The organism is Mesorhizobium sp. WSM4817, assembly GCF_055811135.1.
In genome coordinates, this window is the sequence record NZ_JBVVQQ010000009.1 from 1 (window position 1) to 24,715 (window position 24,715).

Below are 24,715 nucleotides of genomic sequence, written 5' to 3' on the forward strand. Positions count from 1 at the left end.
CCCCCCCCCCCCCCCCCCCCCCCCCCCCCCCCCCCCCCCCCCCCCCCCCCCCCCCCCCCCGCCCCCCCCCCCCCCGCGCCAGATCTACTCCCCAGGCGGTGAAACCCGAGCGCGAGACGAGGATCGGAATGCCCATTCGAACCGTCTTGATCGTCATTTCCGACGTCAGCCTGCCCGTCGTGTAAAGGATCTTGTCAGCGGCATCGATGCCCTGGCGATACATCCAGCCGGCGATCTTGTCGACGGCGTTGTGGCGCCCGACGTCCTCCATGTAGCAGATCGGCGTGCCTTCCTTGCAAAGCACGCAGCCATGAATCGCGCCCGCTTCAAGATAGAGCGACGGCGTCGTGTTGATCGTGCGGGTCATTTGGTAAAGCCAGGAGGTGTGCAGCGCGGCTGGCGGCAGAGTGATATCGAGCGCCTCGAGAAGATCGCCGAAAGCGGTCCCCTGCGCGCAGCCTGAAGTCTGCGTCCGTTTTCTAAGCTTCTGCTCGTAATTTGTGTTGCGCTCGGTACGGACGACCACGACCTGCACGTCGTCGTCATATTCGACCTCGGTTACGACGTCGTCAGATTTAAGCATGTTCTGATTGAGCAGGTAGCCCAGCGCCAGATATTCGGGATAGTCGCCGATCGTCATCATCGTGACGATCTCCTGGGCATTCAGATAGAGCGTCAGCGGGCGTTCAACGGGGACGCGGATTTGAATAGCGGCGCCCATATGATCGATGCCGCTGACCTGTTCGGTCAATCGGATGTCATCCGGGCTCGGCATGATGATGGCGGGGTCTGGTCGGGTTTTCATCTGTTGCATGGCGCTCTCTTGAAATTGCAATCCCGCTCGCCGGAGTGGACGCGTTACCTCCGGCTTGACCTGCACTATATAGCCTGTTCAAACCGATGCCGGTCCACAAAAGCGCGCACAGGCGCAGACTGGGTTTGCCGGATGGCGCCGAGCTGCCGGCTCGGCCAGATCCATAGAGGCTGAAGGCTCGATGGCGCAACTTTCAGATGACTGCTTCGCTTTCGGCGGCCCGATGCGATCGCTCGATGATACAGCCGCACTGATTGCTTCACGGCTGACCGTTGTCGACGAGACCGAAACCGTCCAGCTGGCGATTGCCGATGGGCGCGTCCTGGCGAGTGAACTGGTGGCGCCGCTGCCCCTGCCGCCTTTCACCAACTCAGCCGTCGACGGCTATGCACTGCGCGGCGACGACCTGCCGGGAACCGTTGAAAAAGCCTTGCCGGTGAGTGGCAGGATCCAGGCTGGGATGGCGCCGGATCGGCACGCCGCGCCCGGACAAGCCATACGCATCTTCACCGGCGCTCCGCTGCCGGAGGGGGCAGACACGGTCTACATGCAGGAAGATGTCCGTGTCGACGATACCGGCAGGGTCATTCTTCCGCCCGGCCTGAAAAGAGGAGCCAACGTGCGGCCGGCGGGCGAGGACGTCGCAGCAGGCAAGGTGGTCCTGCAGGCCGGCCAGCGCATGCGCCCGCAGGATGTTGCGCTCGCCGCGGCGCTCGGCATGACGCAGATCGATGTGCGGCGCAAAGTTCGCGTCGCGATCTTCTCGACCGGCAACGAGATCGTCGCGCCGGGAAAGGTCCGGGGACCGGCCCAGCTTTTCGATTCGAACCGCTTCATGCTGATGGCCATGCTGGCAAGATTGGGCTGCGAGACCACCGATTTGGGCATTCTGATCGACGACAGCAGGCTGATCGCGGATGTGCTGAGCAAGGCTGCGCCAGGACAGGACCTGATCCTGGCGTCCGGCGGGGTCTCGACCGGGGAGGCCGACTGCGTCAAGGCCGCCGTCGAGAGTGTGGGCACCCTGGTCTTCTGGCGGGTGGCCATAAAACCCGGCCGCCCAGTCGCCATGGGGGTGATCCGGGGAACAGCCTTCATTGGGCTGCCCGGCAATCCGGTGGCGAGCTTCGTCACATTCGCCCATATTGCGCGCGCCGCGATCTTTGCACTGGCCGGCGCACGGCAGCAGCCACCAATTTCGCGGCCGGTGCGGGCCGCCTTCTCCTACCGCAAAAAGCCGGGGCGACGCGAATATGTGCGGGTAAGCCTGCGTGGGACGCAGGATGGCACATATGAAGCCGTCAAATTCCCGCGCGAGGGCGCTGGCATGCTGTCTTCTTTGGTTCAAACGCACGGCCTTGTCGAACTCGGCGAGGAAATAGCCGAGGTCGAGCCGGGCCAGACCGTTCAGTTCCTTGCCTATTCGGACCTGTATTGACGAACGCCGTCGAGCCGGTGGGCATGCAGTATGCCAAAATGCGGTGCGACGCCTGGCCGCTCTCAACTGCAGTATACCCTGGGTCGGCGACCGTTGACGACCGGTAAGCGGTCCGCCATGGTGCGCCACCATGACGACGAGACAGCTCGATCTGACGGGATTGAAATGTCCCTTGCCGGCGCTGAAAACCCGCAAGGCGCTCAGCGGCATAAGCCCAGGCGAGCGCCTTGAGGTCCGTTGCACCGATCCGCTGGCAGCCATAGACATTCCCAATCTGATCAACGAAATGGGCGACCGCCTGGAGGCGATGCAACGGCAGGGAGACCACATCGTTTTCTTGATCGAGAAGGCGCAAGCTGCCCCGGTATAGGCCGTGCGACAAATCAGGGCGCAGATCAGTTCTGTCGCGGCGCCCCGGCCATGCTAAAATTGTCAAACCGGCATTTGGTTCAACTTGTCTGCCAAGTCGATTTGTGTGCCAAGTCCTTGATCCAAGGTGCGCCGGGCTGAGGGAGCTCACAACCACATTGGTGGCGGGAGCCGCTTCCTCAGACGAAGGGTCCGGGAGGAGAGAGGATGACAATGCAGCAACGGCGATCTCCCGATCGCGGACCCAAAGGGCGGGCGCTGGATGATGTTGCCCTGGCCGAGGTCCGGGAACTTCTTGGCCATCGCGAACGGCGCCGGGATCTGTTGATCGAATTCCTGCATCTGATCCAGGACCGCTACGGTTGTCTGTCGGCCGCGCATCTGCGAGCGCTTGCCGAAGACATGCGCCTGTCCCAGGTGGAGGTTTACGAGGTCGCGACCTTCTACGACCATTTCGATATCGTCAGGGAAGGCGAGGCGAGGCCCGCGCCGCTGACAATCCGGGTGTGCGAATCGATAAGCTGCATGCTGGCGGGCGCCGAGCACCTGATTGGCGAACTGGCCGCCAAGGCCGACCCGAAGACGGTCCGCGTCATGCGTGCGCCCTGCATGGGCCGCTGCGCCACAGCGCCCGCGGCGCGCATTGGCGACCGTGAGGTCGACCAAGCCAGCAGCCATATCCTCATCGATCTGGCTCGCTCGGGCGATACGAAGGTTGTCGTGCCCGATTATGTTGGCCTTGATGCCTATCGGGCCGCTGGCGGCTATCAGCTTTTCCGGAAGGTGAGGGCGGGCGAGACCGGCGTTGACGCCATCATCGACACCATGGAGCACGCCGGTCTGCGCGGTCTCGGCGGCGCCGGCTTTCCGGCCGGCAAGAAATGGAGCTTCGTGCGTGGCTATCCAGGGCCGCGGCTGATGTCGATCAATGGCGACGAAGGCGAACCTGGCACTTTCAAGGACCGCATCTATCTTGAAAAGGATCCGCACCGCACCTTCGAAGGCGCGCTGATCGCCGCCCACGCGGTCGAGGCCGAGCGCATCTATTTCTACATGCGCGACGAATACCCGGCCGTGCTCGCCATTTTGCGCGCCGAGATCGCGGCGCTCGAGGCAGCCGGCATCGTCAAGCCCGGTTTCATCGACCTGCGGCGCGGCGCCGGCGCCTATATTTGCGGCGAGGAAAGCGCGATGCTGGAAAGCATCGAGGGCAAGCGCGGCATGCCCCGTCACCGGCCTCCCTATATTGCCGAAGTCGGACTTTTCGGACGCCCGACACTCAACCACAATGTCGAGACGCTGTGGTGGATTCGCGACATCGTCGAGAAGGGACCCGATTGGTTCGCCGCGCAGGGCAAGCCCGGCCATCAGGGAATTCGCTCCTGGTCGGTTTCCGGACATGTGAAGGAGCCGGGCGTCAAGCTGGCCCCGGCCGGCGTCACCGTGCGCGAACTGATCGAGGATTATTGCGGCGGCATGGCAGACGGGCATGAATTCAAGGCCTATCTGCCAGGTGGAGCCTCGGGCGGCATCCTTCCGGCGTCGATGGGCGACATTGAACTCGATTTCGGCGGCGAACTCGCCAAACAGGGCGCCTTTGTCGGCTCACATGCGGTGGTCGTGCTTTCGCAAGCCGACAACATCAGGGATGTGACCCTCAATCTCATGAATTTCTTCAAACATGAGAGTTGCGGGAAATGCACGCCGTGCCGGGAAGGAACCGAAAAGCTGGTAATGCTCTTGAAAGAGAAGGGCGTGCCGAATGAGACGGCGATGCGCGACCTTGAAACAGTGATGCGCGATTCCTCTATCTGCGGTCTCGGCCAGGCGGCGCCAAATCCGGTCAATCACCTTTTGACGCATTTTAGGGATGATCTTTGAAATGGCAGATGGCGTCATATTCACCCTCGACGGCAAAACGGTCACAGCCGCTGACGACGAGACGATCTGGGACGTTGCAAAGCGCGAAGGCACCAGGATCCCGCATCTGTGCCATGTCGACATGCCCGGCTATCGGCCAGACGGCAATTGCCGCGCCTGCATGGTTGATGTCGAGGGCGAACGGGTGCTTGCCGCCTCCTGCATCCGCAAGCCTTCCGCCGGAATGGTGGTGAAGACGAATACCGAACGGGCGACGAAATCGCGCCAGATGGTGTTCGAGCTGCTCGCCAGCAACATGCGGCCGGCGGCCGACGGTCCGGATCAGCAGTCGATGTTCTGGCAGTGGGCTGGTTCGATGGGCATTTCCGGCGGTCGCTACAGCTCGAAATTCGCCACGGATGATGTTCGGCCAGAATTCGACATCACGAATCCCGCCATTGCCGTCAATCTCGATTCCTGCATCACTTGCGGCGCCTGTGTCCGGGCCTGCCGCGAAGTCCAGGTCAACGATGTGATCGGCATGGCCGAGCGCGGCAATCACTCGCTTCCCGTCTTCGACATGCACGATCCGATGGGCCTGTCGACCTGTGTCACCTGCGGTGAATGCGTGCAGGCCTGCCCGACCGGCGCGCTCTACGAAAAGTCGCTGATGGATGAGGCAGGCAAGACCCGGGTCATCCAGGAATTCGACAAGGTCGTCGACACGCTGTGCCCGTTCTGTGGCGTCGGTTGCCAGACCAGCGTTGCGGTCAAGGACAACAGAATAGTCCAGGTCGATGGCCGCAATGGCTATGCCAACGAGAACCGGCTCTGCGTCAAGGGTCGTTTCGGCTTCGACTATGCGATGTCGCCTGAACGCCTGACCAAGCCGCTGATCCGGCGCGACGATGCGCCGAAGTCGGGCGATGCCGATATGCGCGGCGTCGATCCGCTGACCGTTTTTCGTGAGGCTACCTGGGAAGAGGCGCTTGCGCGCGCCGCCGGCGGGCTGAAGACGATCCTCAGGGATTATGGCGGGCAGGCGCTGGCCGGTTTCGGTTCGGCGAAAGGCTCCAACGAAGAGGCCTATCTGTTCCAAAAACTGGTGCGCCAGGGTTTTGGCACCAACAATGTCGACCATTGCACGCGGCTTTGCCACGCATCTTCGGTGGCGGCGCTGATGGAAGGCGTCGGTTCGGGTGCGGTTTCGGCGCCCTTCAACGACGCGCTGAAGGCCGAATGCATCATCGTTATCGGCGCACGGCCGACCACCAACCATCCGGTCGCCGCGACCTATTTCAAGCAGGCGGCCAAGCGCGGCGCCAAGCTGATCGTCATGGACCCGCGCGGCCAGGACCTGATGCGCCATGCGTCGCATTCGCTGCGATTCAAGGCTGGCAGCGACGTCGCCATGCTGAACGCGTTGATCCACGTCATCGTCGAGGAAAAGCTCTACGACGAGCAATATATCCAGGCCAACGCTTCCGGATTCGAGGCCCTGAAGGCCAAGGTGAAGGATTTTTCGCCCGAGGCGATGGCCGAGGTCTGCGGCATCGAGGCGAGCGTGCTGCGCGACGTCGCCCGCACCTACGCGACCGCCGAGCGGTCGATCATCTTTTGGGGCATGGGGATTTCCCAGCACACACACGGAACCGATAATGCGCGCTGCCTTATCGCTCTGGCGCTGATCACCGGACATGTCGGCCGGCCGGGAACAGGCCTGCACCCACTGCGCGGCCAGAACAACGTGCAGGGCGCATCCGATGCCGGGCTCATCCCGATGTATTTCCCCGACTATAAATCGGTCGAGAACATCGACATCCGCGGCGCATACGAGAACTTTTGGGGTCAGACGCTGGACCCGAAACGCGGCCTGACGGTCGTCGAAATCATCGACGCCATCCATGACGGCGAAATCAAGGGCATGTACATACTGGGCGAGAACCCGGCCATGTCCGATCCGGACCAGACCCATGCCCGGCAAGCACTGGCCATGCTCGACCATCTCGTAGTGCAGGACATCTTCCTGACCGAGACCGCCTGGCACGCCGATGTGGTGCTGCCGGCCTCGGCGCATGCCGAAAAGCTCGGCACATACACCAACACCAACCGGCAAGTGCAAATCGGCCGGCCGGCGCTCGACATGCCGGGCGAAGCGCGCCAGGATTGGGAACTGATTGTCGAACTGGCGAGGCGCATCGGTCTGGACTGGAATTACGGCCATGTCTCCGAGGTCTATGCGGAAATGGCGGCCGTGATGCCGTCCTTGAAACATATCTCCTGGGACCGCATCGAGCGCGAAGGTTCGGTGATCTATCCGGCCGACGGTCCCGACAAGCCCGGCAATGAGATCATCTTCTCGTCCGAATTCCCGACCGCGGACGGACGCGGCCGCATCGTGCCGGCCGATTTGCTGCCGCCTGACGAAGTGCCCGATGAAGAGTTTCCACTGGTGCTCACCACCGGCCGCCTGCTCGAGCATTGGCACACCGGCTCGATGACCCGCCGGGCGGGCGTGCTGGACGCGATCGAACCACAAGGCATCGCTGCGATGAACCCTTATGAGATCAAGCGGCACGGCCTGCGCCAAGGAGAGATGATTGCGGTCGAGACCCGGCGCGGGACGGTAGACGCCATCCTGCGCGCCGACCGGGAGGTCGCCGACGGTATGGTGTTCATGCCGTTCTGCTTCAACGAAAGTCCGGCCAACATGCTCACCAATCCGATGCTGGACCCCTACGGCAAGATCCCGGAGTTCAAATACTGCGCCGCGCGAATTGCGCCGGCGGCGAGGGCCGAAGCTGCCGAATAAACCAGTCCGCGCGCCATCTGTGAACGGTTGCCAGCTGCCGCCCGCCACGGGGTAATCCATGCGCTAACCGGGGTTCTCCAAGCGGTTTGTCTTGCGCCACTCCTCGTACTCCCCGCGGGCATCGTCATGCAGCGGATAGTAGCGTTGCAACGGCCCGCCCTCCATCAGCTTCACTCGCGAGAACTCCTCCCAATCGTGATGCTTCTGTGATTCTTCGATTACCGCCGGGGCCATTGCGACGGGAAGCACCACCACCCCGTCGTCGTCGGCGACGATGATGTCACCGGGGATCACCGTGACACCGCCGCAGGCAATCGGAACGTTGACGGCATTGGGATAAATGCTGGTCTGCACATGATAGTTCGGCGTCCAGCCGCGCAGCCATAGAGGCAGATCGAGCTTTTCAACATTGGGCCGGTCACGCATGCATCCATCGATGACGATGCCGGCGCCGCCCCTGCCTTTGAAATACGTCGACATCATATCGCCGAAGACGCCCGAGCTCATGTCGCCGCGCGCGTCGACCACGACCACATCGCCCGCCTGTGCGTGATAAAGCACGTGCCGATGCAGCTGCGTCTCCGGATCGGCATATTCTCCCTCGGTGAACAGGTCCGGCCGCTGTGGCATGAACTGCAGCGTCAGCGCCGGCCCGACGATCGACTTGCCGTGGTTCTGCGCCACAGGTCCGACCATGTGCGGATTGCGAAAACCCATGTGGCCAAGCGTGCCGGCAACCGTCGCGGCGCCGATCCCCCTCAGCGCGTCGATCAGGTCTTTTGGCGGCCGCGTGATGTCGGGAGCATGTGTCATGGTGGACTCCGGTTGAAAGGCAACTACCAGTTCGTAACAGAACCGTCGCGGCGCTTAAGGTGAGGCGCTTCCCAAAAACGAAAGCTCGCCGCCTGGATCGCCTCCTCGTTGACCTCGACGCCGAGCCCCGGCAGATCGCCGACCGGATAGTCGGTCCCGTCAAGCCGTGGTTGCACGGGGAAGAAGTCGGAGTTGTCGAAGCCCAGCTTTGTTTCGGGTTCCCTGGTCTCGAGCCACGCGAAGTTGGGTACCGCGGCGGCGAGATGCACGGTCGCGGCCGTGCACACCGGACCAAGCGGATTGTGCGGCATCAGGTCGACATAGTGCGCCTCGCTCCAGCCAGCGACTTTCATCGCCTCGGTAAGCCCGCCGACATTGCAAACATCGAGCCGGTTGAACTGATGAATGCCGCGCTCGATGTAGGGCAGGAACTGCCACTTGCTGGAAAATTCCTCGCCAATGGCAAAGGGGATGTCGGTCATCGTACGCAGCGATTCGTAGGCCTCCGGTGTCTCGTCGCGTATAGGCTCCTCGAGGAAATCAAGCACGCCGCGGCCGAGCTTGTTGCAGAAGCTCGCCGCCTCGGCCACCGACAGCCGATGATGATAGTCGATGCCGAGGACGACGTCGTCGCCCAGCGCCTCGCGCGCCCGGTTAAGGATACTGGCGGTAGTGCCGATCGACTCGCGCGGCTCGAAGATGTCCCTGCTGTTTTGCCCGGCGGGGAAGAAGCGGATCGCCTGCCAGCCCTGTGCACGCAGCTCGCGGGCGCGTTCGATGGCAGCGTCACCTTCGGCCTCGCCTCCGGTCGAGGCGAAGGTGGGGATGCGGTGGCGCTGCTTGCCGCCTAGCAACTCGTAGACCGGCACTCCCAGCGCCTTGCCCTTGATGTCGTGAAGGGCGATGTCGATGGCGGAAATCGCCGCCTGCAGAACACGTCCGCCTTCGAAGTACTGGCTGCGATAAAGCTCCTGCCAGGTCCGGCCGATCTGCATCGGGTCGCGGCCGATGAGAAACTCGCGATAGTGCTCGACCGCGCCGGCCACCGCCTTCTCGCGACCACTCAAGCCGCTCTCGCCCCAGCCGAAGATGCCCTGGTCGGTCTCGACCTTGACGAGCATCTGGTTGCGCGTTCCTACCCACACTGGATAGGGCTTGATCGCGGTGATCTTAAGCTTCGTAGTCATCCACGCCACGTTCCAAACGCATCCGCCCTGTTTCAGTTGGCGCCCTGTCTCAGTTGGCCTTGAGGGCCATTTCGGTTTCGCCGTCGAACAGATGCATCCGCTCCTGGTCGAACTCGAGCCAGATCTGTTCATCGGGCGCGACGGCAATGTTCGGCGGCACGCTGACGTTGACGATGGCGCCGGACAGGAACGCCTGCACGAAGGTGACGTCACCGGTCGGCTCCACCGTGTAGGCCTTGGCCGGAATGGCACCGGGGACGGCGCTGTTGCGCAGCTTGATCGTCGAGTGACGTGCGCCGAGCACGACTTTCCTGGTCGTCGCCCTTGCGACCTTCCGGGCGTTGCGCGGCGAGAGCTCAAAGCTCCAGCCCTCCGCGCTGGTCAACACAGAGTTGCCGTTTGCCGTCGATGCCTGCAGCGGAATAAGGCTCATCGCCGGGCTGCCTATGAAGCTGGCGACGAACATGTTGACGGGATGGGCAAAGACCTGCGCCGGTGAATCATATTGCTGCAGGTAGCCGCCGTTCATCACCGCCATCTTGTCGGCCATGGTCACGGCTTCGAGCTGGTCGTGCGTCACATAGATGATCGTCGCCTTGAGGTCCTGGTGGAAGCGCTTGATCTCAGACCGCATCTGCACGCGCAGTTTGGCGTCGAGGTTGGAGAGCGGCTCGTCCATCAGGAACACGGCGGGGTCGCGGACAAGCGCACGGCCCAGGGCCACCCGCTGCTGCTGCCCACCCGAAAGTTCGCGCGGCTTGCGCTCGAGCAGGTGCGTCATGTCGAGCACTCGCGCCGCTTCCTTGACCTTCTTGTCGATCTCGTCCCTGGGCAGTTTGCGCATCTGCAGCGGGAACGCCAGGTTCTTGTAAACCGATTTCTGCGGATAGAGCGCGTAGTTCTGGAACACCATGGCGATGTCCCGGTCCTTGGGGTCGAGGTCGTTGACCACCCGGTCGCCGATGACGATGTCGCCCGATGTCATCGGGATCAGCCCCGCGACGAGATTGAGCGTGGTTGTCTTGCCGCAGCCTGAAGGGCCGACGAGCGCAACGAACTCGCCGTCATTGACCGTCAGCGACACGTCGTTGACAGCTTTGAAGCTGCCATAGGACTTGACGAGATCTTTGAGGACCACGTGGGCCATCGGCAACTCCCTAGTGCTTGACCGCGCCTTCTGTAAGGGCGCGTACGAAGTATCGTTGCAGGACGAGGAACAGCACGACGACGGGCACGCTCATCATGAAACTGGCCGCCATCAGGCCCGGAAAGTCCGTCGTATTTTCCGAGAAGAAGCGCTGGATGCCGACGGGCAGTGTCAACTGGTCGTTCTTGGTGAGGAAGGTGTAGGCGTAGATGTACTCGTTCCACGCGCCGATGAACGAATAGATCGCGGTGGCGATGATCCCCGGCGTCGAGAGCGGCATCACAATCAAGATGAAGGCCTGGAACCGCGTTGCCCCATCGATGCGCGCCGCCTGCTCGAGCTGCACCGGAATGTTGTCGTAAAAGCCCTTGAGCAACCATATCGCCAGCGGCAGGCCGAAGGTGAGATAGGTGAGAATCAGCGAGCCATGCGTGTTCATCAACCCGAGCAGGCGCATCAGGATGAACAGCGGCACGAGAAAGATCACCGCCGGGAACATGTTGCGCAGCAGCACGGCAAAGAACAGGAAGTTCCGGCCGGGGAAACTGAAGCGCGAAAACGCGTAGGCCGCAGGGACGGCGACGATCACCGAGAGGATTGTCGTGACGGTCGACACGAAAAGGCTGTTCCAGAAGAAGCGGAGGAAGTCCTGGCCGACGCTGTTCTGGGGATCGAGCAGCTTCTCGTAGCTGGCGAGGGTAGGTTCGTCCGGCCACCATTGCGGCGGGAATTGCAACGCCGCGAACCCGGACTTGATCGAGGTGATCAGCATCCAGATCATCGGCACCGCGGTGTAAAGCAGCATGAATGCGAGGAAGATGCGCCCGGTCCACCGCCATCCGTCGACGCGCATCGGGCGACGGCTCGGGGCTCGCGGGGCGGTCTCGGCAGTCGTGCTCATGCGCTCCCCTCTTGCCGCTCGTTGCCGCTTAGCGCACGGACGTAGAAGTAGCCGAGCGTCATCAGGGTGAGGAACAGGAGCACCGAATAGGCAGATGCCACGCCCCAGCGCTGCCGGCCGAAGGCGAGCTCATAAATGTGGGTGATCCAGATATGCGATGCGTTGGACGGGCCGCCGCCGGTCATGATCCAGGGGATGATGAAGGAATTGAAGTTGGCCACCGCGAGCAGCAGGATCGTCACCGTCGAGACGTTGCGCAAGTGCGGGAAGGTAACGTGCCAGAAGCGCTGCCAGGCGCTGGCGCCGTCGACCTGCGCGGCGCGCAGCAACTGCTCGGGCACGGTCTGCAGGCCGGCCATCATCATGATCATGGCAAACGGAAACTCGCGCCAGATATTGACGACGATCAGGGAAGGCAGAACCGTGTTGACGCTGTCGATGAAATTCGGCGGTCGGTCGGCCAATCCGAGGCCGACCAGCACAGCGCCGATGATCCCGAAGTCCGAATGATAGATCCACTTCCAGATATAGGAGGCGGCGACCGCGCTGATGACCCAGGGAATGATCAGGATCGCGCGCAGCACACCGCGGCCGACAAACTCGCGGTGGAGTGCCAGCGCGGTGGCAAACCCCAGGACAAAGGCAATCAGAGTGGAGCCCAGCGTCCAGATCAGAGTGTTCCAGGTGACTCTCCAGAACACCTCGCTGGTGAGGATGGTCGTGTAGTTGTCGAAGCCGATGAAGCTCTTGTCGCGAAGCTGCAGGCCAGGCGGCGTCTTGAAGAACGACAGCTCGATCGTGTAGTAGATCGGATAGGCGATGACGATGAGCATCACGGCGATCGCAGGGAGCACATACGCGTAGTCAGCGCGATGCTCCCATATCTCGCGTAGCACGCCGGACCTGCCGGATTGCAATCTTCGGCGAGCCTCGGCCTTGCCGGTCACGATCGTCACTTGGCGCGCCCTTATTCTTCTGAACGAACCGGCTGCACTATCGGTGCAGCCGGTCAGGCCCTGGACTAGAGCCCGCCCATCAGGTCTCTTACCTTCCTGGCCGCGTCGTCCGCTGCCTCGTCGACGGTCATCGCTCCGGTCAGGGCATTCTGCAGCATGTCCGGGACGATGATGTTCATGATCTCCGGGGCCTGCGGCAGCGCTGGGAACGGGATGCCGTATGGCAGCATCGAGGTCGTCACATCGAGGAACTTGATGTTGTCCAGACGTTCCTTCATCCATTTGGTCTTGAAGCCGTTAAGGTTGCCCGGGTTCGAGCCGGCATAGGCCATCTTCAGCGACCATTCAGGGCTCGTCCACATGCAGATGATAGCCTTTGCGGCCGGCTCGTCGACCTTGCCGCCCTCGACATATTCGGGCTTCAGGATGTGAATGTTCGAGCCGCCGAACACGACTGCGCGCTTGCCGTCGGGGCCAGTGGGAATCAGGCCGTAGCGCATGTTGTCGATGACGGTCTGCGCCTTGTCCTTGTCGGCGCCCGTCGCCTTCTTCTGCAGGTCGAGCATGACGTCGTAGTCGGACGGATGCGAGATCATCATGCCGAGCTGGCCGGCGAGGAACAGGGGCTGGTTATCGGCCTGCTGGTTGGTGAGTGCGGAAACCGGAACCGACTTGTCGCGAACATACATGTCGTACGAGGCTTGCAGGGCGGCCTTGCTCTGCGGGCTATCGAGCCTGACCTCCTCATAGGTCGGGTTCGCGGTGGCTTCGTCGAAGACGCCGCCGCCATGAGCCCACAGCTGCGGCATGAAGCGGTACGGCGTATTGCCGGCATTCTTGCGAGCCACGAGGCCGTAACCGGCAATGCCGAGCTTGTCGTGGATCTGCTTGGAATACTTGACGACGTCGTCCCAGGTTGCCGGAGCCTTGTCCGGATCGAGGCCCGCACGCTTGAAGATGTCGGCGTTCCAGATGAACGCCATCGTCTCGTTGTTGGTTGGAATGCCGTAGGTCACTCCCTCCCAGGTCACAGCCTTCATGGCGCCGGGCCAGAAGTCCCCGGTGGAATACCCGACATCCTCGGGTTTGAGCGGCTCCAGATAGCCTTTTGAGGCGAACTCGGTACCACCCAGGATTTGCAGGCGGACCGCCATCGGCGCGGCATTGCCCAGGAGCGCCGTACGGAACTTGTCAAGAAGGTCGTTATAGGTGAGGGCTTGTTCCTCGAGCTGGATGTTCGGATAGGTCTTGCGGAAGGTCTCGAAGAAATCCTTGTAGTACTGGCGCAAAAGGTCGGGGTCGCCCTCGAACACGCCCTGATACCAGAAAGTCAGTCGCCCCTTGTAGTCGAGCGGGGTGACCTTGGCGCAATCGGCCGCGGTGTCAAAATCCTCTGTGCCCGCAATGGAGCGCACATATTCCGGCGACCACTTGCTGAGGTCGACGGGCGCTCCCAGCGCCGATGTCGACGTCAGCGATGCCATCAAAGCAGTGGCGACAGTGCCGCGCAGGACCGCACTGCCGAGCGTAATCCTCGTCATAGGTATCCTCCCTGGTTCTCTATGCCGCCCTGCGCCGAGGCAAAGCGGTCTAGCTCGTTCGACCGCGGGACGCTTTCTGTTCTATGTATCCCTTCGATCATTTTGTACGTTTTCAGATCGTGGATTGCCTGTCAACGCGCTGGATCGTACATTGTTTGTGAAAACCGTGTGTGATATCGGGCAGGGTATGTGTTGATCAGGGGAGCCGGTCTTGGCCGAAATAGATGATTTTAAAGCCATGCCACCGGTGGAGACTGACCCCATGGCCTCCAGCGAGGGCGCCTCGCTTTATGAACTGATCAGGGAAGACATCATCGAGGGACGGCTCGCCGCCAACGAACGGCTCGTGGTCACCGATCTCGCCCGGCGTCACGGCACCTCGACAAACCCCGTACGCGAGGCCCTGCAGCTCTTGCGCGGGGAGGGTTTTGTCACCTTTCTCCCCAACCGCGGGGCGCGCGTGCGACCCATAGATCAGGATTTTGTCCGGGATATCTATGAAATCGGTGTTCTGATCGAGCCGGCCCTGACGCGATGGTTTGTGAACATGGCGACCGGCGAGGACATCGCCGAACTCGAACGTCTCCAAGGCCTGATTGAAGAGAACAATTTTGCCGACACCTTCAGGCACAGTGAACTGGATACCGCCTTCCACACCGTGATGTACCAGCGGCACTATAACCGCCATGCCGCTGAACTTTGGTGGAAGCATCGCGAAGTGCTGCGAGCCGTGAGCCGGCGTTTCAATTTCACGCTGGCGCGTCGTGCCGCGATCATTCGCGAGCACCGCGAACTCATCGCGCACGTGAAAGCGGGAGAAGCCGACAAGGCGGCCGAACTCGTTTCCCGCCATGTCGAGGGTTCCGGCCGGCATATCCTCGAACAGATGCGTGCGCGCAACGCCGCTCGGGCCGGATAGGAACGAAGGTCCAGTCTCGAACACCGTTAGCCCTAAGCATTTCAGATAAAGGGATTGAGATGAAAATCACGAGCATTCGGCCGTGGCTGATCAAGTGCGATGCTTCTTATTGGGGAGAGTTCCTGTTCGTCGAAGTGACGACCAGCGAGGGGGTGAGTGGCTGGGGAGAGATCACCACCACGACAAGGCTCGCCAACCGCGCTCTCTGCACGATCCTGCGGCAGATCGGCGTCGCCGTGACAGGCGAGGATCCAGCGCGTATCGAGTATCTCTGGCACAAGATTTTCCGCAGCTTCACCTATATGGGCAGCCGCGGCGCCGCCGTCGAATGTGTGAGCGCCATCGATATAGCCCTCTGGGATATCCGCGGCAAAGTCCTCGGCAAGCCGATTTACGAGCTGCTGGGCGGACCGGTACGCGACGAAATCGCGCTCTACACCCATCCCAACCAGGCCAGATTCATCAGCAAGGAGGCTGTGGTCCGCGAAATTCTGGACATCGTCGAGTCCGGACACACTGCGCTCAAGTTTGATCCTTTCCCCCACCAGGGCCACAGCGCCGATGGCATGTCCCGCGAACAGCGGGACGGGTACCTCGATGGCAGCATGACCCGCAAGGACGAGCGCGAAGCCGCCGAACTCACGGCGCTGATCCGCGAAACGGCGGGGCCTGACGTCGACATTCTCATAGACGCGCATGGCCGCTTCGACGTTCCCACCGCCATTCGCCTCTGTCGGAGCCTCGAGGAAGCCGGCCAGATCGACTGGTTCGAGGAGCCTTGCCCGCCCGAGAGCCTCAACGCCCTCAGGCAGGTGCGTGAGAAGGTCAGTGCCGCCATCGCGTGGGGCGAGCGCGGCCACACGAAGTGGGATTTCGTGCCGGTACTCGAGAACAAGCTCGCTGACTACATCATGCCGGACGTCACCTGGACCGGCGGCATTACCGAACTCAAGAAGATTTCTGCCCTATGCGAAGCCTACTACATCCCGGTCTCGCCGCATGACGCCGCGGGACCGATCAACGTGGTTGCGGGAGCGCAGGTGATGATGACCGTTCCTAACTTCTACAGGCTCGAAACGTCGGAGTGGAACCTGGGCAAATACGATCACCTCATCGACAGACCGCTCGACGTCTCGAACGGCAGCCTCAAGCTGACGTCGAGGCCTGGTCTCGGTATTGAGATGGACCGTGACTACCTGCAGGCCCATGAGATTGAGCTGGGCTAGCGACGCTCCATGCCGGCGTGCGGGCGACGACCAGCCCCACCCACCAGAACGAGGATAAGTCATGGCAAAGATGGGTGGCGCCGACGAGGCGCTCAATCGGGTGAACGCAAACTCCAAGCCATCCCAGCTTCGCATCACCGACATGCGGGTAGCCGAAATCGTCGGCGCGCCGTTCACCTCGACCCTGCTCAAGATTTACACCAACCAGGGCATCGTCGGACTTGGCGAGGTGCGCGACGGCGCCAGCGCCACCTATGCGCTGATGCTGAAGAGCCGGCTGCTTGGCGAGAATCCCTGCAACATCGATCGCCTGTTTCGCCGGATCAAGCAGTTCGGCGGGCACGGCCGGCAAGGCGGCGGCGTCTCGGCGGTCGAAATCGCGTTGTGGGATCTCGCCGGCAAGGCCTATGGCGTGCCCATCTACCAGATGCTCGGCGGCCGGTTTCGAGAGAAGGTGCGCCTCTATTGCGATACCGACGCCACTGTGCCGAGCGGCACCGAGACCGGCAAGCGCCTCAAGCAGCGCATGGCGCTCGGCTTCACGTTCCTCAAGATGGATCTGGGATTGATGCAGATCGCCGATGTCCCCGGTGCGGTCGTGTCTCCTGCCGGCTCTCTTGATGGGTATCGCGTCCAGCCCGGCCGCGGCCAGGTCAAGTCCCTTGAAGAGCGGCGCGCCCGCAACGCCGCCTACGATTTGCACAACGTCCCCCACCCGTTTACCGGCCTCCACTTTTCCGACAAGGGCCTCGACTTGCTTGAGCAGTACATTGCCGAGGTTCGCGAGGTTATCGGCATGGATATTCCGCTCGCTATCGACCACGTCGGCCACATCTCGCTGCAGAACGGTATTCGCCTCGCCAGGCGGATTGAAAAATATGTGCCGGCCTGGCTCGAGGATGTGATCCCATGGCAGTACACCGAGCAGTACCGACAACTGCAGGACGCCACCACGGTGCCGATCTGCACCGGCGAGGACATCTACCTCAAGGAGGGCTTCGAGCCTCTGCTCAAGAGCGGCGGCCTCTCCATTATCCACCCGGACCTGCTCACCAGCGGGGGCATCCTCGAGACCAAGAAGATCGGCGACATGGCGCAGGACCACGGCGTCGCCATGGCCATCCATATGGCAGAAAGTCCGATCGCGGCGATGGCCGCGGCACATGTCGCGACTGCGACCGAAAACTTCATGGCGCTCGAATACCACTCTGCCGATGTCGACTGGTGGGACGATATCGTCACCGGCGTTGCCAGGCCGCTCGTGAAGGACGGCTTTATCACTGTTCCCGACAAGCCGGGCCTGGGGATTGACGACGTCGTCGACGAGGTGATCTCGCAGCACCTGCAGCCAGGCGTCACCGGCATCTGGCAGCCCACGGATCACTGGGACGACGAATATTCCTGGGATCGCACCTGGAGCTGAGGCGAAAGGAACCGAAGATGAAGATCACCGACCTCCGCTGTGCCGTCATCGGCAAGCATCCCATCGTTCGCGTCGTTACCGACGAGGGCCTCTATGGCCTGGGCGAGGTCGAGTACACCAAGCCCTATCTCAAGCCCTGGGTCCTGCATTTTCGCGAGGCGCTGATCGGCGAGGACCCGACCGACGTCGAACGGGTGATGCTGAAGATCCGCCAACGCGGTTCTTTCAAGCCCTATGGCGCGGCGGTAAGCGCTATCGAGCATGCGTTGTGGGACATTTCCGGCAAGGCCGCAGGCGTGCCGGCCTACAAACTGCTCGGCGGCAAGGTGCGCGACCAAGTGCGCGTCTACAACGGCTCGATCCGCAGGAAACGCACGGGCGACCGGCCGGAGGATTACGCCGCTGACGTCAAATGGATGATGGAGCAGCCGCAGAACTTCTTCATGATCAAGCAAGGAATCTCGTTCCACTCCAACATGAAGGACACCATTGAGGGCTTCCATTACGGCGTGACGCAGAAGCAGGCCGGCTATCACGGTGCCATGGATCAAGGCATGATCAGCGAGCGCGGTTTCAATCACATGCTCGACTGCGTGATCGCGATGAAGGAAGTGCTGGGCGACAAGGTGAGCCTGGCGCTCGACTGCGGCCCGGGCTGGATGCTGCCCGACGCGATCAAATTCGCTCGCGCGGTCGAGAAGTACAATTTAATGTGGCTGGAGGACATGCTGACTGGCGACTATGTGCCGTGGGTCAATCCGCAGGCCTATCGGGAGCTGACAACCTCCACCTCGACGCCAATCCATACCGGCGAGCAGATTTACCTGCGGCACAATTTCAAGGAGCTGATCGAGACGCAGGCGGTGCGCGTCATCGGCCCCGATCCTGCCGATATTGGCGGCATTGCCGAGCTCAAATGGGTCGCCGAGCACGCCCATATGCATTCGATCCTGATGGCGCCGCACGGCACGGCGAACGGCCTGCTTGGCCTCGGCGCGCTGATCAACGTCTGCGCCACCTTGCCCGCCAACTACATCGCCTTCGAATATCCGAGCGCCTCCGACCCCTGGTGGGAGGACCTCGTAATCGGCCTGCCGTCGCAGATCGTGACGGACAGCATGGTGGATCTGCTGGAAGCGCCGGGGCTGGGCCTCGATATCGACGCCGAAGCAGCCCGAAAGTATCTCAGGCAAGAGGATGCGGGGTTCTTCGACTGAACCATCCCTGGATGCCAGCCATCGGTCCTGGCTTTGCAGGCCGGGCTGGATTTTGTTCCTTGAAGGTTACGATGATCGTTCATTTGGTAGACGGCACATACGAACTGTTTCGCCACTTCTATGGCCAACGCCGGTTCAACAATGGCCAGGACAAGCCGTTTGGCGCCGTCGTCGGCGTGCTGAACACACTGCTGGAGATGATCGAGAACGGCGCCACACATGTTGGGGTGGCTACCGATCATGTAATCGAATCGTTCAGAAATCAGCTCTGGCCCGGCTACAAGACCGGGGATGGCATCGAGCCGGCATTGCTCGCCCAGTTCCACCCGCTCGAGGACGCTCTGGCGGCGATGGGAGTGGCGGTCTGGCCGATGATCGAGCTGGAAGCCGACGACGCGCTGGCATCCGCGGCACACAGCGCGGCTGCCGATGAGGGCGTGCAAAAGGTGTGCATCTGGACGCCGGACAAGGATCTCGCGCAGTGTGTGCGCGGTGACCATGTGGTCCAGGTAGACCGCAGGAGTCAGAAAATTCGCGATGCCGCCGGCGTACGCGAGAAGTTCGGCGTTGAGCCGGCGCTGATTCCAGACTTCCTCGCGCTGGTGGGTGATGCCGCCGATGGCTACCCGGGTCTCGAAGGCATCGGCCTGGTCTCGGCCGCCCGGCTGCTTGGCCGCTACGGCCCGCTTGAAAGCTTTCCGCAGGAAATCCTCGGCAAGCGGAGAGAGCTCGCGCTTTTGTTCAAAAATCTCGCGACGCTGCGCACCGACGCTCGCCTCTTCGATAATGTCGAGGAGCTGCGCTGGCACGGGCCGACCAAAGCGTTCGAAATCTGCGCTACCCAGCTAAATGACGCCCGGCTCCTCACCCGTGCGCTCAAGGCTTGGCGTTGCTGACTGCGGGAGGCGAGGTCTGGAAGCGGCCTCTTAAGGCCAGCCTCGAGTCCCCAATCGAATAGGGGCACTGTGCTCGCGGCAGGAGTCCGGCTGAAGAACTAAGCGTCGTTCGGCGCGAAACCAACGCTTTGCCCTACAAGAACGGGCGCATGAGATGCCGCCGCCAGGACCGGTCGCCGCGTCCGACGAGCGGATCGAGATAGGCCGTCCGGTTCGCAAGCGGAAGATCGGGCCGAACGGGCGAGACGAGTTGAGGGTGATCCTGCGAACCTTTGGAGCAGAGATCGCTTCGGGTCCGGAGTGCCTGATGCCCAACACGACCGCATCTCGTCGGCTCGCCGCATCCCCGACTGGATTTCACCAGCGTCGGCCCATTGCCGAATCCAATCAGAGAGTTCGGCATGATCACCGAATTAACCACATTCGAAGAAGGCGAAAGGCGGTTGGGTCTGTCACCGATCCGTCTCGCGTAACATGTTACTGTTGGAATTGGGGGCATCCGCAGCACGTCCAGCGCAAAGGCAAGGAAGAGACAGGATGCCGACCTTAAGCAATGGCAGTGAACTCATCGTATGGAACGAACCCGAGAATCCCAATCCGACCCCTGACTCGGTCCTTTTCAGCATTACGGAAACAGATGGCGACGTAATCGGACCGATAGGGGCAAAGCCGGATTTCCCTTTCGGTGGGATCGAACTAGCTTCGGTCGATGTCTTCGATGGCTTCTTCACCATCACCAGCTTCACCCACGAGGGCAGGACCGAAACCTGGACGACAGTGGAAACGCAGGTCTTTGACAACGAAGGCAATTTTCTCCGCACCGTGTCCGACCAGGCGGCCTTCCAGTCGGTCCGGATCGTCTCGATCAGCGCCGACAGCCCCGACGACCTCACGCTGACATGGATCGGGGCGAACGAATATTTCGGCGGCGAAAACACCCAATACGGTCAGCATCAGATCATCTTGAAAGGGGGCGTGCTTCAGTCCGACACCTTCGTTAATCACGCGCCCAACGTTGCCGACCTGGACTTGTCGATTTCGCAGGCGCAATCTCTCGACGACGTCGAGTTCAGCGCGACAGATGCCGACTACGATCTCTTGAACTTTATCGTCTTGGACGGGCCGGACAGCGGCACCCTGGAGCAGGAGACGAGTTTCGACGGTAACTACTACCCGTTTCACCAGGGTCATTATGGCACTACCCTGCACTATCATGCGGATTTTCTGAGCGGAAACCTGTTCGATTACACACCGGAGGCAGGGTTCATCGGCACCGACAGCTTTACGGTTTACGCTACGGACGGCCAGGGCAACAGCAATGTGGCGACGATTACGATCACAGTCACTCCGCCGGCCGAATCCATTACCCTGACCGACGCCAAAAACATCGCGAGCTACGCAAGCCATGATCATGCCGTGCTCGTCGCCGCGCTGGGCGGGGGCGACCGCATCAGCGGCACCCCGTTCAACGATTCGCTCGACGGCGGTGCCGGCCATGACCAGCTGTTCGGCGGCGCGGGCGCAGACGACATCATTGGAGGCGCGGGCACCGATTGGCTGAAGGGCGGCGGTGGCAATGACGCGATCAGAGGTGGTGAGGGCGCAGACGGCGTCCGCGGTGACACCGGCGACGACGTCCTTGACGGCGGCGGCGGCTCCGACGACATGCGAGGTGGTGCTGGCGACGACATCCTCAATGGCGGCGCCGGCCGCGACCGGCTGGCCGGCGAGGGGGGCAGGGATGTCTTCGTGTTCGACGCACTTGGGCCGGCGAACTACGACAGGATAGAAGACTTCAATGCGCACGACGATGTGTTCTGGCTGGACAGCTCCGCATTCGTCGGGCTGTCGGCCGGCTCGCTTTCCGCTGCGGTTTTCGTTGTCGGCAAGCACGCCATCGATGACAACGACCACATCATTTACGACAAGGAGACCGGCGATCTGCTGTTCGATGTGGACGGAGCAGGAGGCGCGGCGACTGTCAAGTTTGCCGCCTTGGACCCGAGCACATTCCTCACAGTGGACGACTTCTTCGTGTTATAGGCGCGCATGGTGGGGGCAGCTACATAGACCGAACGTGATCGCGCCCATGCGCAGGATTTCCCTCCCCGATTGCGCAGTAAGGGGCGTCAGGGCTCATCCGAGCCCTTCATGACCCGACTGGCTGGTGTCTGCAACGGTGAGGCATGATTTCGACGAACGCGGCTATCTTTTCATCCGCATTGAAAAACCTTGCATTTGACGGATGCAGTGGTGCCACGCGGCAATCCATCGTCGTGAGCCAGCCAATGCTATTGTGCTAGTTTCGCCGCACTGCGGGTGGCTATATCATCCAAGACAGCATGAAGAAGCGTTCCGACTTCCTGTTCGGCCAGCCCGGGTGCAATTCCTGATTCGGATAATTGAACGAGAATTGCCTTGGCGGTGTTGCGCCAGAAGGCGTTCGCGTCCTCCCCGTTCTTGGACTCCAGGACCAGGGCGATCCCTTCGACCAATTTCCGCCGCCGATAAAGCGGAAATGCGCTTATGTTCGAATCGCACATCGATCACCTCACCTCTTCAGTCGCGCGAATAAGCATTGGCGGGTTAGAAAATTTGGTTAACAGCGCTCTTTTGACGGTGGTCAGCCATGGAACAAAGCGTCCGCTGGGCTCGATGGTCGGTGCCGCGAATAGCGGCTGGACGCAGCGGCATGGCGAGTTCGAGTCCCTGTTGAAGTATTACGGCCTAGGCCTGACGGCGCAGGAGTCCGGCATGAGTGCCACCATGCGGCTCAGCTGGCGGCCGATCGACGCCTGAGGCTTACCGGATCGGCGTCTCGCCGCGAAACAGCGGCTGGTGCACCCGCATCAAGGCGGCAATCCGGTCGGCGACTTTTCGCACCGGCGGCGCGTGACGTTCCTCGTGATGGGTGACGATCCATTGGTCGGTTTCGAGTTCGGGGATAGGCTGAGCGACGCGAACCAGCCGCGGATCGCTGTCACCGACGAAGCACGGGAAGATCGAAAGGCCGGCGCCGGCGGCCACCAGTTCGCGCACCGAATGGGTGTTGTTGCCGCGCACGGCGATGCGGTCGCCGTGATGGGCTTGCAGCCAGCGCGCCGAGGCAATGTTTGCCGCTTCGCCGGTGACGCCGACGAACAACCCGGCGGCGATGCCGTTGATCAGGTGGCGTCCGGAATAAATGGCGTAGGCGACCTTGCCGCTCTGACGGCCGGCCAGCCACTGTTCGGTCGGGCGCTCGCTGCGTATGCCGATGTCGGCGGCACGGCGGCCGATGTCGACACGGTCGGTGGTGGTGACGAGCTCCACCCTTATGCCGTCATCGACCGTCCAGATCTCGCCGATATGGGCGGAAACGAAGGCTGAGGTCCATGGCCCGGCCGAGACGCGGACAATGCGGTCGGGCAGGTTTCCCTCGCGCCAGCGGGTCAGCGACTGCATTGCTGCCTCGACGCCTTCGGCGCGCCGCAGCAGTTCTTCACCGATCGGGGTCAGCCGGTAGCCTGTCTGCTGGCGCACGAACAGCGGTTCGCCGATCTGCTTTTCGAGCGCGGTGACGCGTCGTCCAAGGGTGGCTGCGCTGAGGCGCGTGGTTCCCGTCGCTGCGCTCAAGCCACCCAGCCGCGCAACGTCGAGAAACAGCCTCAGATCGTTCCAGTCGATATCCATTTTGCAGAAATGAAAAACTCCTTGCGAGCGTGGCTGTAGCGCGAAGCGGGCATCACGCGCAAGTATGGAGGCATTGGAGGCGTTGGACAATTCTGCCTGGAAGCGACAGTGACAAGCGCCTCGGCCGGCCAAGAAGCCAGCGCAATCCTTGCGATCGCGGATGCGCTTCGCGCAGATGCTTTGCGCTTTCGACCAACCTAGGCGCGCGGGCTTTCTGCGCGCCAAAGGAGACGATCATGTTGTATAGACTTCGACACCGTTTCGCCCGCTGGCTTGCCTATCGCCAGACGCTTGCGAGCTTGAGGCAGCCCCCAGACAGCACACTGGCCGATGCTGGCATTTCTCGCGAAGAGATCCGCGAGCATGCCCGCCACGCCAGCCTGCGTCGTTGAGGAGGCGGGGCATGCAGATGATGACGCCCCAGACGGGGCTAACCAACTTCTAACTCACAGCGATGCGCAGGCCGGTGTCATCGAAAAGATGCAGATGGCTGGTATCGAACTTCAGATCCACCGTGTCGCCGGAAGCCACCGGGCATTGTCCGGCGACAACCGCTAGCATGGTCTGGCCGCCGCTTGTCCTGGTGTGGACGATTGTCTCGGAGCCGAGGGCTTCCACCAGCGCGACGCGCGCCGCAACGTCTCCCTTGCCGGCACCGGCGAGGCTGATGTGGTGTGGCCGCAGCCCGAGCGTCACGTCGCCATTGGCAGCGCTGACGTTCCCGTCGATCTCGAATCCAGCTGAACCGTCCAGTGTGAGGCTTGATCGGCCAGCGCCCCCGGATGCCACCTTTACCGGCAGGAAGTTCATACGCGGTGCACCGATGAAACCGGCGACGAACAGATTGGCCGGATGATTGTAGAGGTCCAGCGGCGTGCCAATCTGCTCGATGCGGCCGGCGCGCAGCACGACGATGCGGTCGGCAAGCGTCATCGCCTCGATCTGGTCGTGCGTGACATAGACCATCGTCGCCGACAGCCGCTCGTGCAGCGCGGCCAGTTCGGCGCGTGTCGAGATGCGCAGTTCGGCATCGAGATTGGACAGCGGCTCGTCAAGCAGGAAAGCGGTTGGATTGCGCACGATGGCGCGGCCGATCGCGACGCGCTGGCGCTGGCCGCCGGAGAGCTGGCCGGGGCGCCGGTCGAGATATGGCGCGATTTCCAGCATCCGCGCGGCTTCGGCGATGCGCGCATCGATTTCGGCGCGCGCCATACGGGCGTTCTCCAGTCCGAAGGCCAGATTCTGGCGCACGCTCATGTGCGGGTACAGCGCGTAGGATTGGAACACCATCGCCAATCCCCTGTCGGCGGCCGGAACGGTGGTCACGTCCTTGCCGTCGATCGCAATGACGCCGCCTGTCGGCCGGTCAAGCCCGGCGATGAGCCGCAGCAGCGTGGACTTGCCGCAGCCGGAGGGGCCGACGAAGACGATCAGCTCGCCGTCAAGGATGTCGAGATTTATGTCGTGCAGCACGCCGACCTTGCCGAAAGCCCTCGATACGCCGGTGAGTGTGATCTGGCTCAT

The 24,715-nt window shown here is 62.1% G+C and carries 22 protein-coding genes; 12 read left to right on the top strand and 10 right to left on the bottom strand.

Annotated elements, in window-relative coordinates:
- A partial coding sequence (locus tag AC0L2K_RS14310; protein WP_473531636.1) for a formate dehydrogenase accessory sulfurtransferase FdhD occupies window positions 1–814 on the bottom strand: 814 nt, incomplete at its 3' end.
- Between the two features lie 181 nt (window positions 815–995).
- Here AC0L2K_RS14310 and AC0L2K_RS14315 point away from each other — a divergent pair.
- The 4 genes from AC0L2K_RS14315 to fdhF all read left to right on the top strand — a co-directional run bounded on the left by AC0L2K_RS14315 (window position 996) and on the right by fdhF (window position 7,293).
- A complete protein-coding gene (locus AC0L2K_RS14315) occupies window positions 996–2,252 on the top strand; it encodes a molybdopterin molybdotransferase MoeA (RefSeq protein ID WP_473531637.1) in 1,257 nt (418 codons plus the stop codon).
- A 130-nt stretch (window positions 2,253–2,382) separates the two neighbouring features.
- On the top strand, window positions 2,383–2,622 hold the full coding sequence (locus AC0L2K_RS14320; protein WP_031254334.1) for a sulfurtransferase TusA family protein: 240 nt from the start codon (window positions 2,383–2,385) through the stop codon (window positions 2,620–2,622).
- Window positions 2,623–2,828: 206 nt separating this feature from the next.
- Window positions 2,829–4,502, top strand: coding sequence for an NADH-ubiquinone oxidoreductase-F iron-sulfur binding region domain-containing protein (locus AC0L2K_RS14325; protein WP_473531638.1), 1,674 nt, complete (start codon window positions 2,829–2,831; stop codon window positions 4,500–4,502).
- Between the two features lies 1 nt (window position 4,503).
- Entirely contained in the window at window positions 4,504–7,293 is a 2,790-nt protein-coding gene (gene fdhF, locus AC0L2K_RS14330) for a formate dehydrogenase subunit alpha (protein ID WP_473531639.1), read from the top strand.
- A 63-nt stretch (window positions 7,294–7,356) separates the two neighbouring features.
- Here fdhF and AC0L2K_RS14335 read toward each other — a convergent pair whose 3' ends face one another.
- The 6 genes from AC0L2K_RS14335 to AC0L2K_RS14360 all read right to left on the bottom strand — a co-directional run bounded on the left by AC0L2K_RS14335 (window position 7,357) and on the right by AC0L2K_RS14360 (window position 13,838).
- Window positions 7,357–8,106, bottom strand: a complete 750-nt coding sequence (locus AC0L2K_RS14335) for a ribonuclease activity regulator RraA (protein ID WP_023797622.1) — start codon at window positions 8,104–8,106, stop codon at window positions 7,357–7,359.
- Between the two features lie 23 nt (window positions 8,107–8,129).
- Window positions 8,130–9,293 carry a mandelate racemase/muconate lactonizing enzyme family protein gene (locus tag AC0L2K_RS14340; protein WP_473531640.1) on the bottom strand — a complete coding sequence of 388 codons (1,164 nt, stop codon included), beginning with the start codon at window positions 9,291–9,293 and terminating at the stop codon, window positions 8,130–8,132.
- Window positions 9,294–9,342: 49 nt separating this feature from the next.
- On the bottom strand, window positions 9,343–10,440 hold the full coding sequence (locus tag AC0L2K_RS14345; protein ID WP_128173384.1) for an ABC transporter ATP-binding protein: 1,098 nt from the start codon (window positions 10,438–10,440) through the stop codon (window positions 9,343–9,345).
- A gap of 10 nt (window positions 10,441–10,450) precedes the next feature.
- Window positions 10,451–11,341 (bottom strand): carbohydrate ABC transporter permease, encoded by an 891-nt coding sequence (locus tag AC0L2K_RS14350; RefSeq protein WP_473531641.1) that lies wholly within the window; start codon window positions 11,339–11,341, stop codon window positions 10,451–10,453.
- Entirely contained in the window at window positions 11,338–12,297 is a 960-nt protein-coding gene (locus AC0L2K_RS14355; RefSeq protein WP_128173383.1) for a carbohydrate ABC transporter permease, read from the bottom strand. The genes AC0L2K_RS14350 and AC0L2K_RS14355 overlap by 4 nt, the downstream gene beginning before the upstream one ends.
- A 65-nt stretch (window positions 12,298–12,362) precedes the next feature.
- On the bottom strand, window positions 12,363–13,838 hold the full coding sequence (locus tag AC0L2K_RS14360) for an ABC transporter substrate-binding protein (protein WP_473531642.1): 1,476 nt from the start codon (window positions 13,836–13,838) through the stop codon (window positions 12,363–12,365).
- A gap of 211 nt (window positions 13,839–14,049) precedes the next feature.
- Here AC0L2K_RS14360 and AC0L2K_RS14365 point away from each other — a divergent pair, with 211 nt between their 5' ends.
- The 6 genes from AC0L2K_RS14365 (at window position 14,050) to AC0L2K_RS14390 (ending at window position 21,562) form a co-directional block, all read left to right on the top strand.
- Entirely contained in the window at window positions 14,050–14,757 is a 708-nt protein-coding gene (locus tag AC0L2K_RS14365; protein WP_027151244.1) for a GntR family transcriptional regulator, read from the top strand.
- Window positions 14,758–14,816: 59 nt separating this feature from the next.
- On the top strand, window positions 14,817–15,983 hold the full coding sequence (locus AC0L2K_RS14370; protein WP_473531643.1) for a mandelate racemase/muconate lactonizing enzyme family protein: 1,167 nt from the start codon (window positions 14,817–14,819) through the stop codon (window positions 15,981–15,983).
- 61 nt (window positions 15,984–16,044) lie between these two features.
- Window positions 16,045–17,406 (top strand): mandelate racemase/muconate lactonizing enzyme family protein, encoded by a 1,362-nt coding sequence (locus AC0L2K_RS14375; protein ID WP_287225611.1) that lies wholly within the window; start codon window positions 16,045–16,047, stop codon window positions 17,404–17,406.
- A 17-nt stretch (window positions 17,407–17,423) separates the two neighbouring features.
- Window positions 17,424–18,623, top strand: a complete 1,200-nt coding sequence (locus AC0L2K_RS14380; RefSeq protein ID WP_128173379.1) for a mandelate racemase/muconate lactonizing enzyme family protein — start codon at window positions 17,424–17,426, stop codon at window positions 18,621–18,623.
- Window positions 18,624–18,694: 71 nt separating this feature from the next.
- Window positions 18,695–19,519: a 5'-3' exonuclease gene (locus AC0L2K_RS14385; RefSeq protein ID WP_128173378.1), complete on the top strand. Its 825-nt coding sequence runs from the start codon at window positions 18,695–18,697 to the stop codon at window positions 19,517–19,519.
- Window positions 19,520–20,056: 537 nt separating this feature from the next.
- On the top strand, window positions 20,057–21,562 hold the full coding sequence (locus tag AC0L2K_RS14390; protein WP_473531644.1) for a calcium-binding protein: 1,506 nt from the start codon (window positions 20,057–20,059) through the stop codon (window positions 21,560–21,562).
- A gap of 248 nt (window positions 21,563–21,810) precedes the next feature.
- On the opposite strand, the gene AC0L2K_RS14395 is transcribed toward AC0L2K_RS14390, so the two are convergent.
- On the bottom strand, window positions 21,811–22,014 hold the full coding sequence (locus AC0L2K_RS14395; protein WP_236473698.1) for a DUF6074 family protein: 204 nt from the start codon (window positions 22,012–22,014) through the stop codon (window positions 21,811–21,813).
- Window positions 22,015–22,045: 31 nt separating this feature from the next.
- Between AC0L2K_RS14395 and AC0L2K_RS14400 the strand changes: the two genes are divergently transcribed.
- The gene (locus AC0L2K_RS14400; RefSeq protein WP_128166335.1) at window positions 22,046–22,318 is read left to right on the top strand and encodes a hypothetical protein; all 273 of its coding nucleotides are present in this window, start codon (window positions 22,046–22,048) and stop codon (window positions 22,316–22,318) included.
- A 3-nt stretch (window positions 22,319–22,321) separates the two neighbouring features.
- Here the strand turns inward: AC0L2K_RS14400 and AC0L2K_RS14405 are convergent, their stop codons facing one another.
- Window positions 22,322–23,191 carry a LysR family transcriptional regulator gene (locus AC0L2K_RS14405; protein ID WP_473531645.1) on the bottom strand — a complete coding sequence of 290 codons (870 nt, stop codon included), beginning with the start codon at window positions 23,189–23,191 and terminating at the stop codon, window positions 22,322–22,324.
- Between the two features lie 236 nt (window positions 23,192–23,427).
- On the opposite strand from AC0L2K_RS14405, the gene AC0L2K_RS14410 reads away from it, so the two are divergent.
- Window positions 23,428–23,583: a YjiS-like domain-containing protein gene (locus AC0L2K_RS14410; RefSeq protein WP_473531646.1), complete on the top strand. Its 156-nt coding sequence runs from the start codon at window positions 23,428–23,430 to the stop codon at window positions 23,581–23,583.
- Window positions 23,584–23,632: 49 nt separating this feature from the next.
- On the opposite strand, the gene AC0L2K_RS14415 is transcribed toward AC0L2K_RS14410, so the two are convergent.
- Window positions 23,633–24,715 carry an ABC transporter ATP-binding protein gene (locus AC0L2K_RS14415; protein ID WP_473531647.1) on the bottom strand — a complete coding sequence of 361 codons (1,083 nt, stop codon included), beginning with the start codon at window positions 24,713–24,715 and terminating at the stop codon, window positions 23,633–23,635.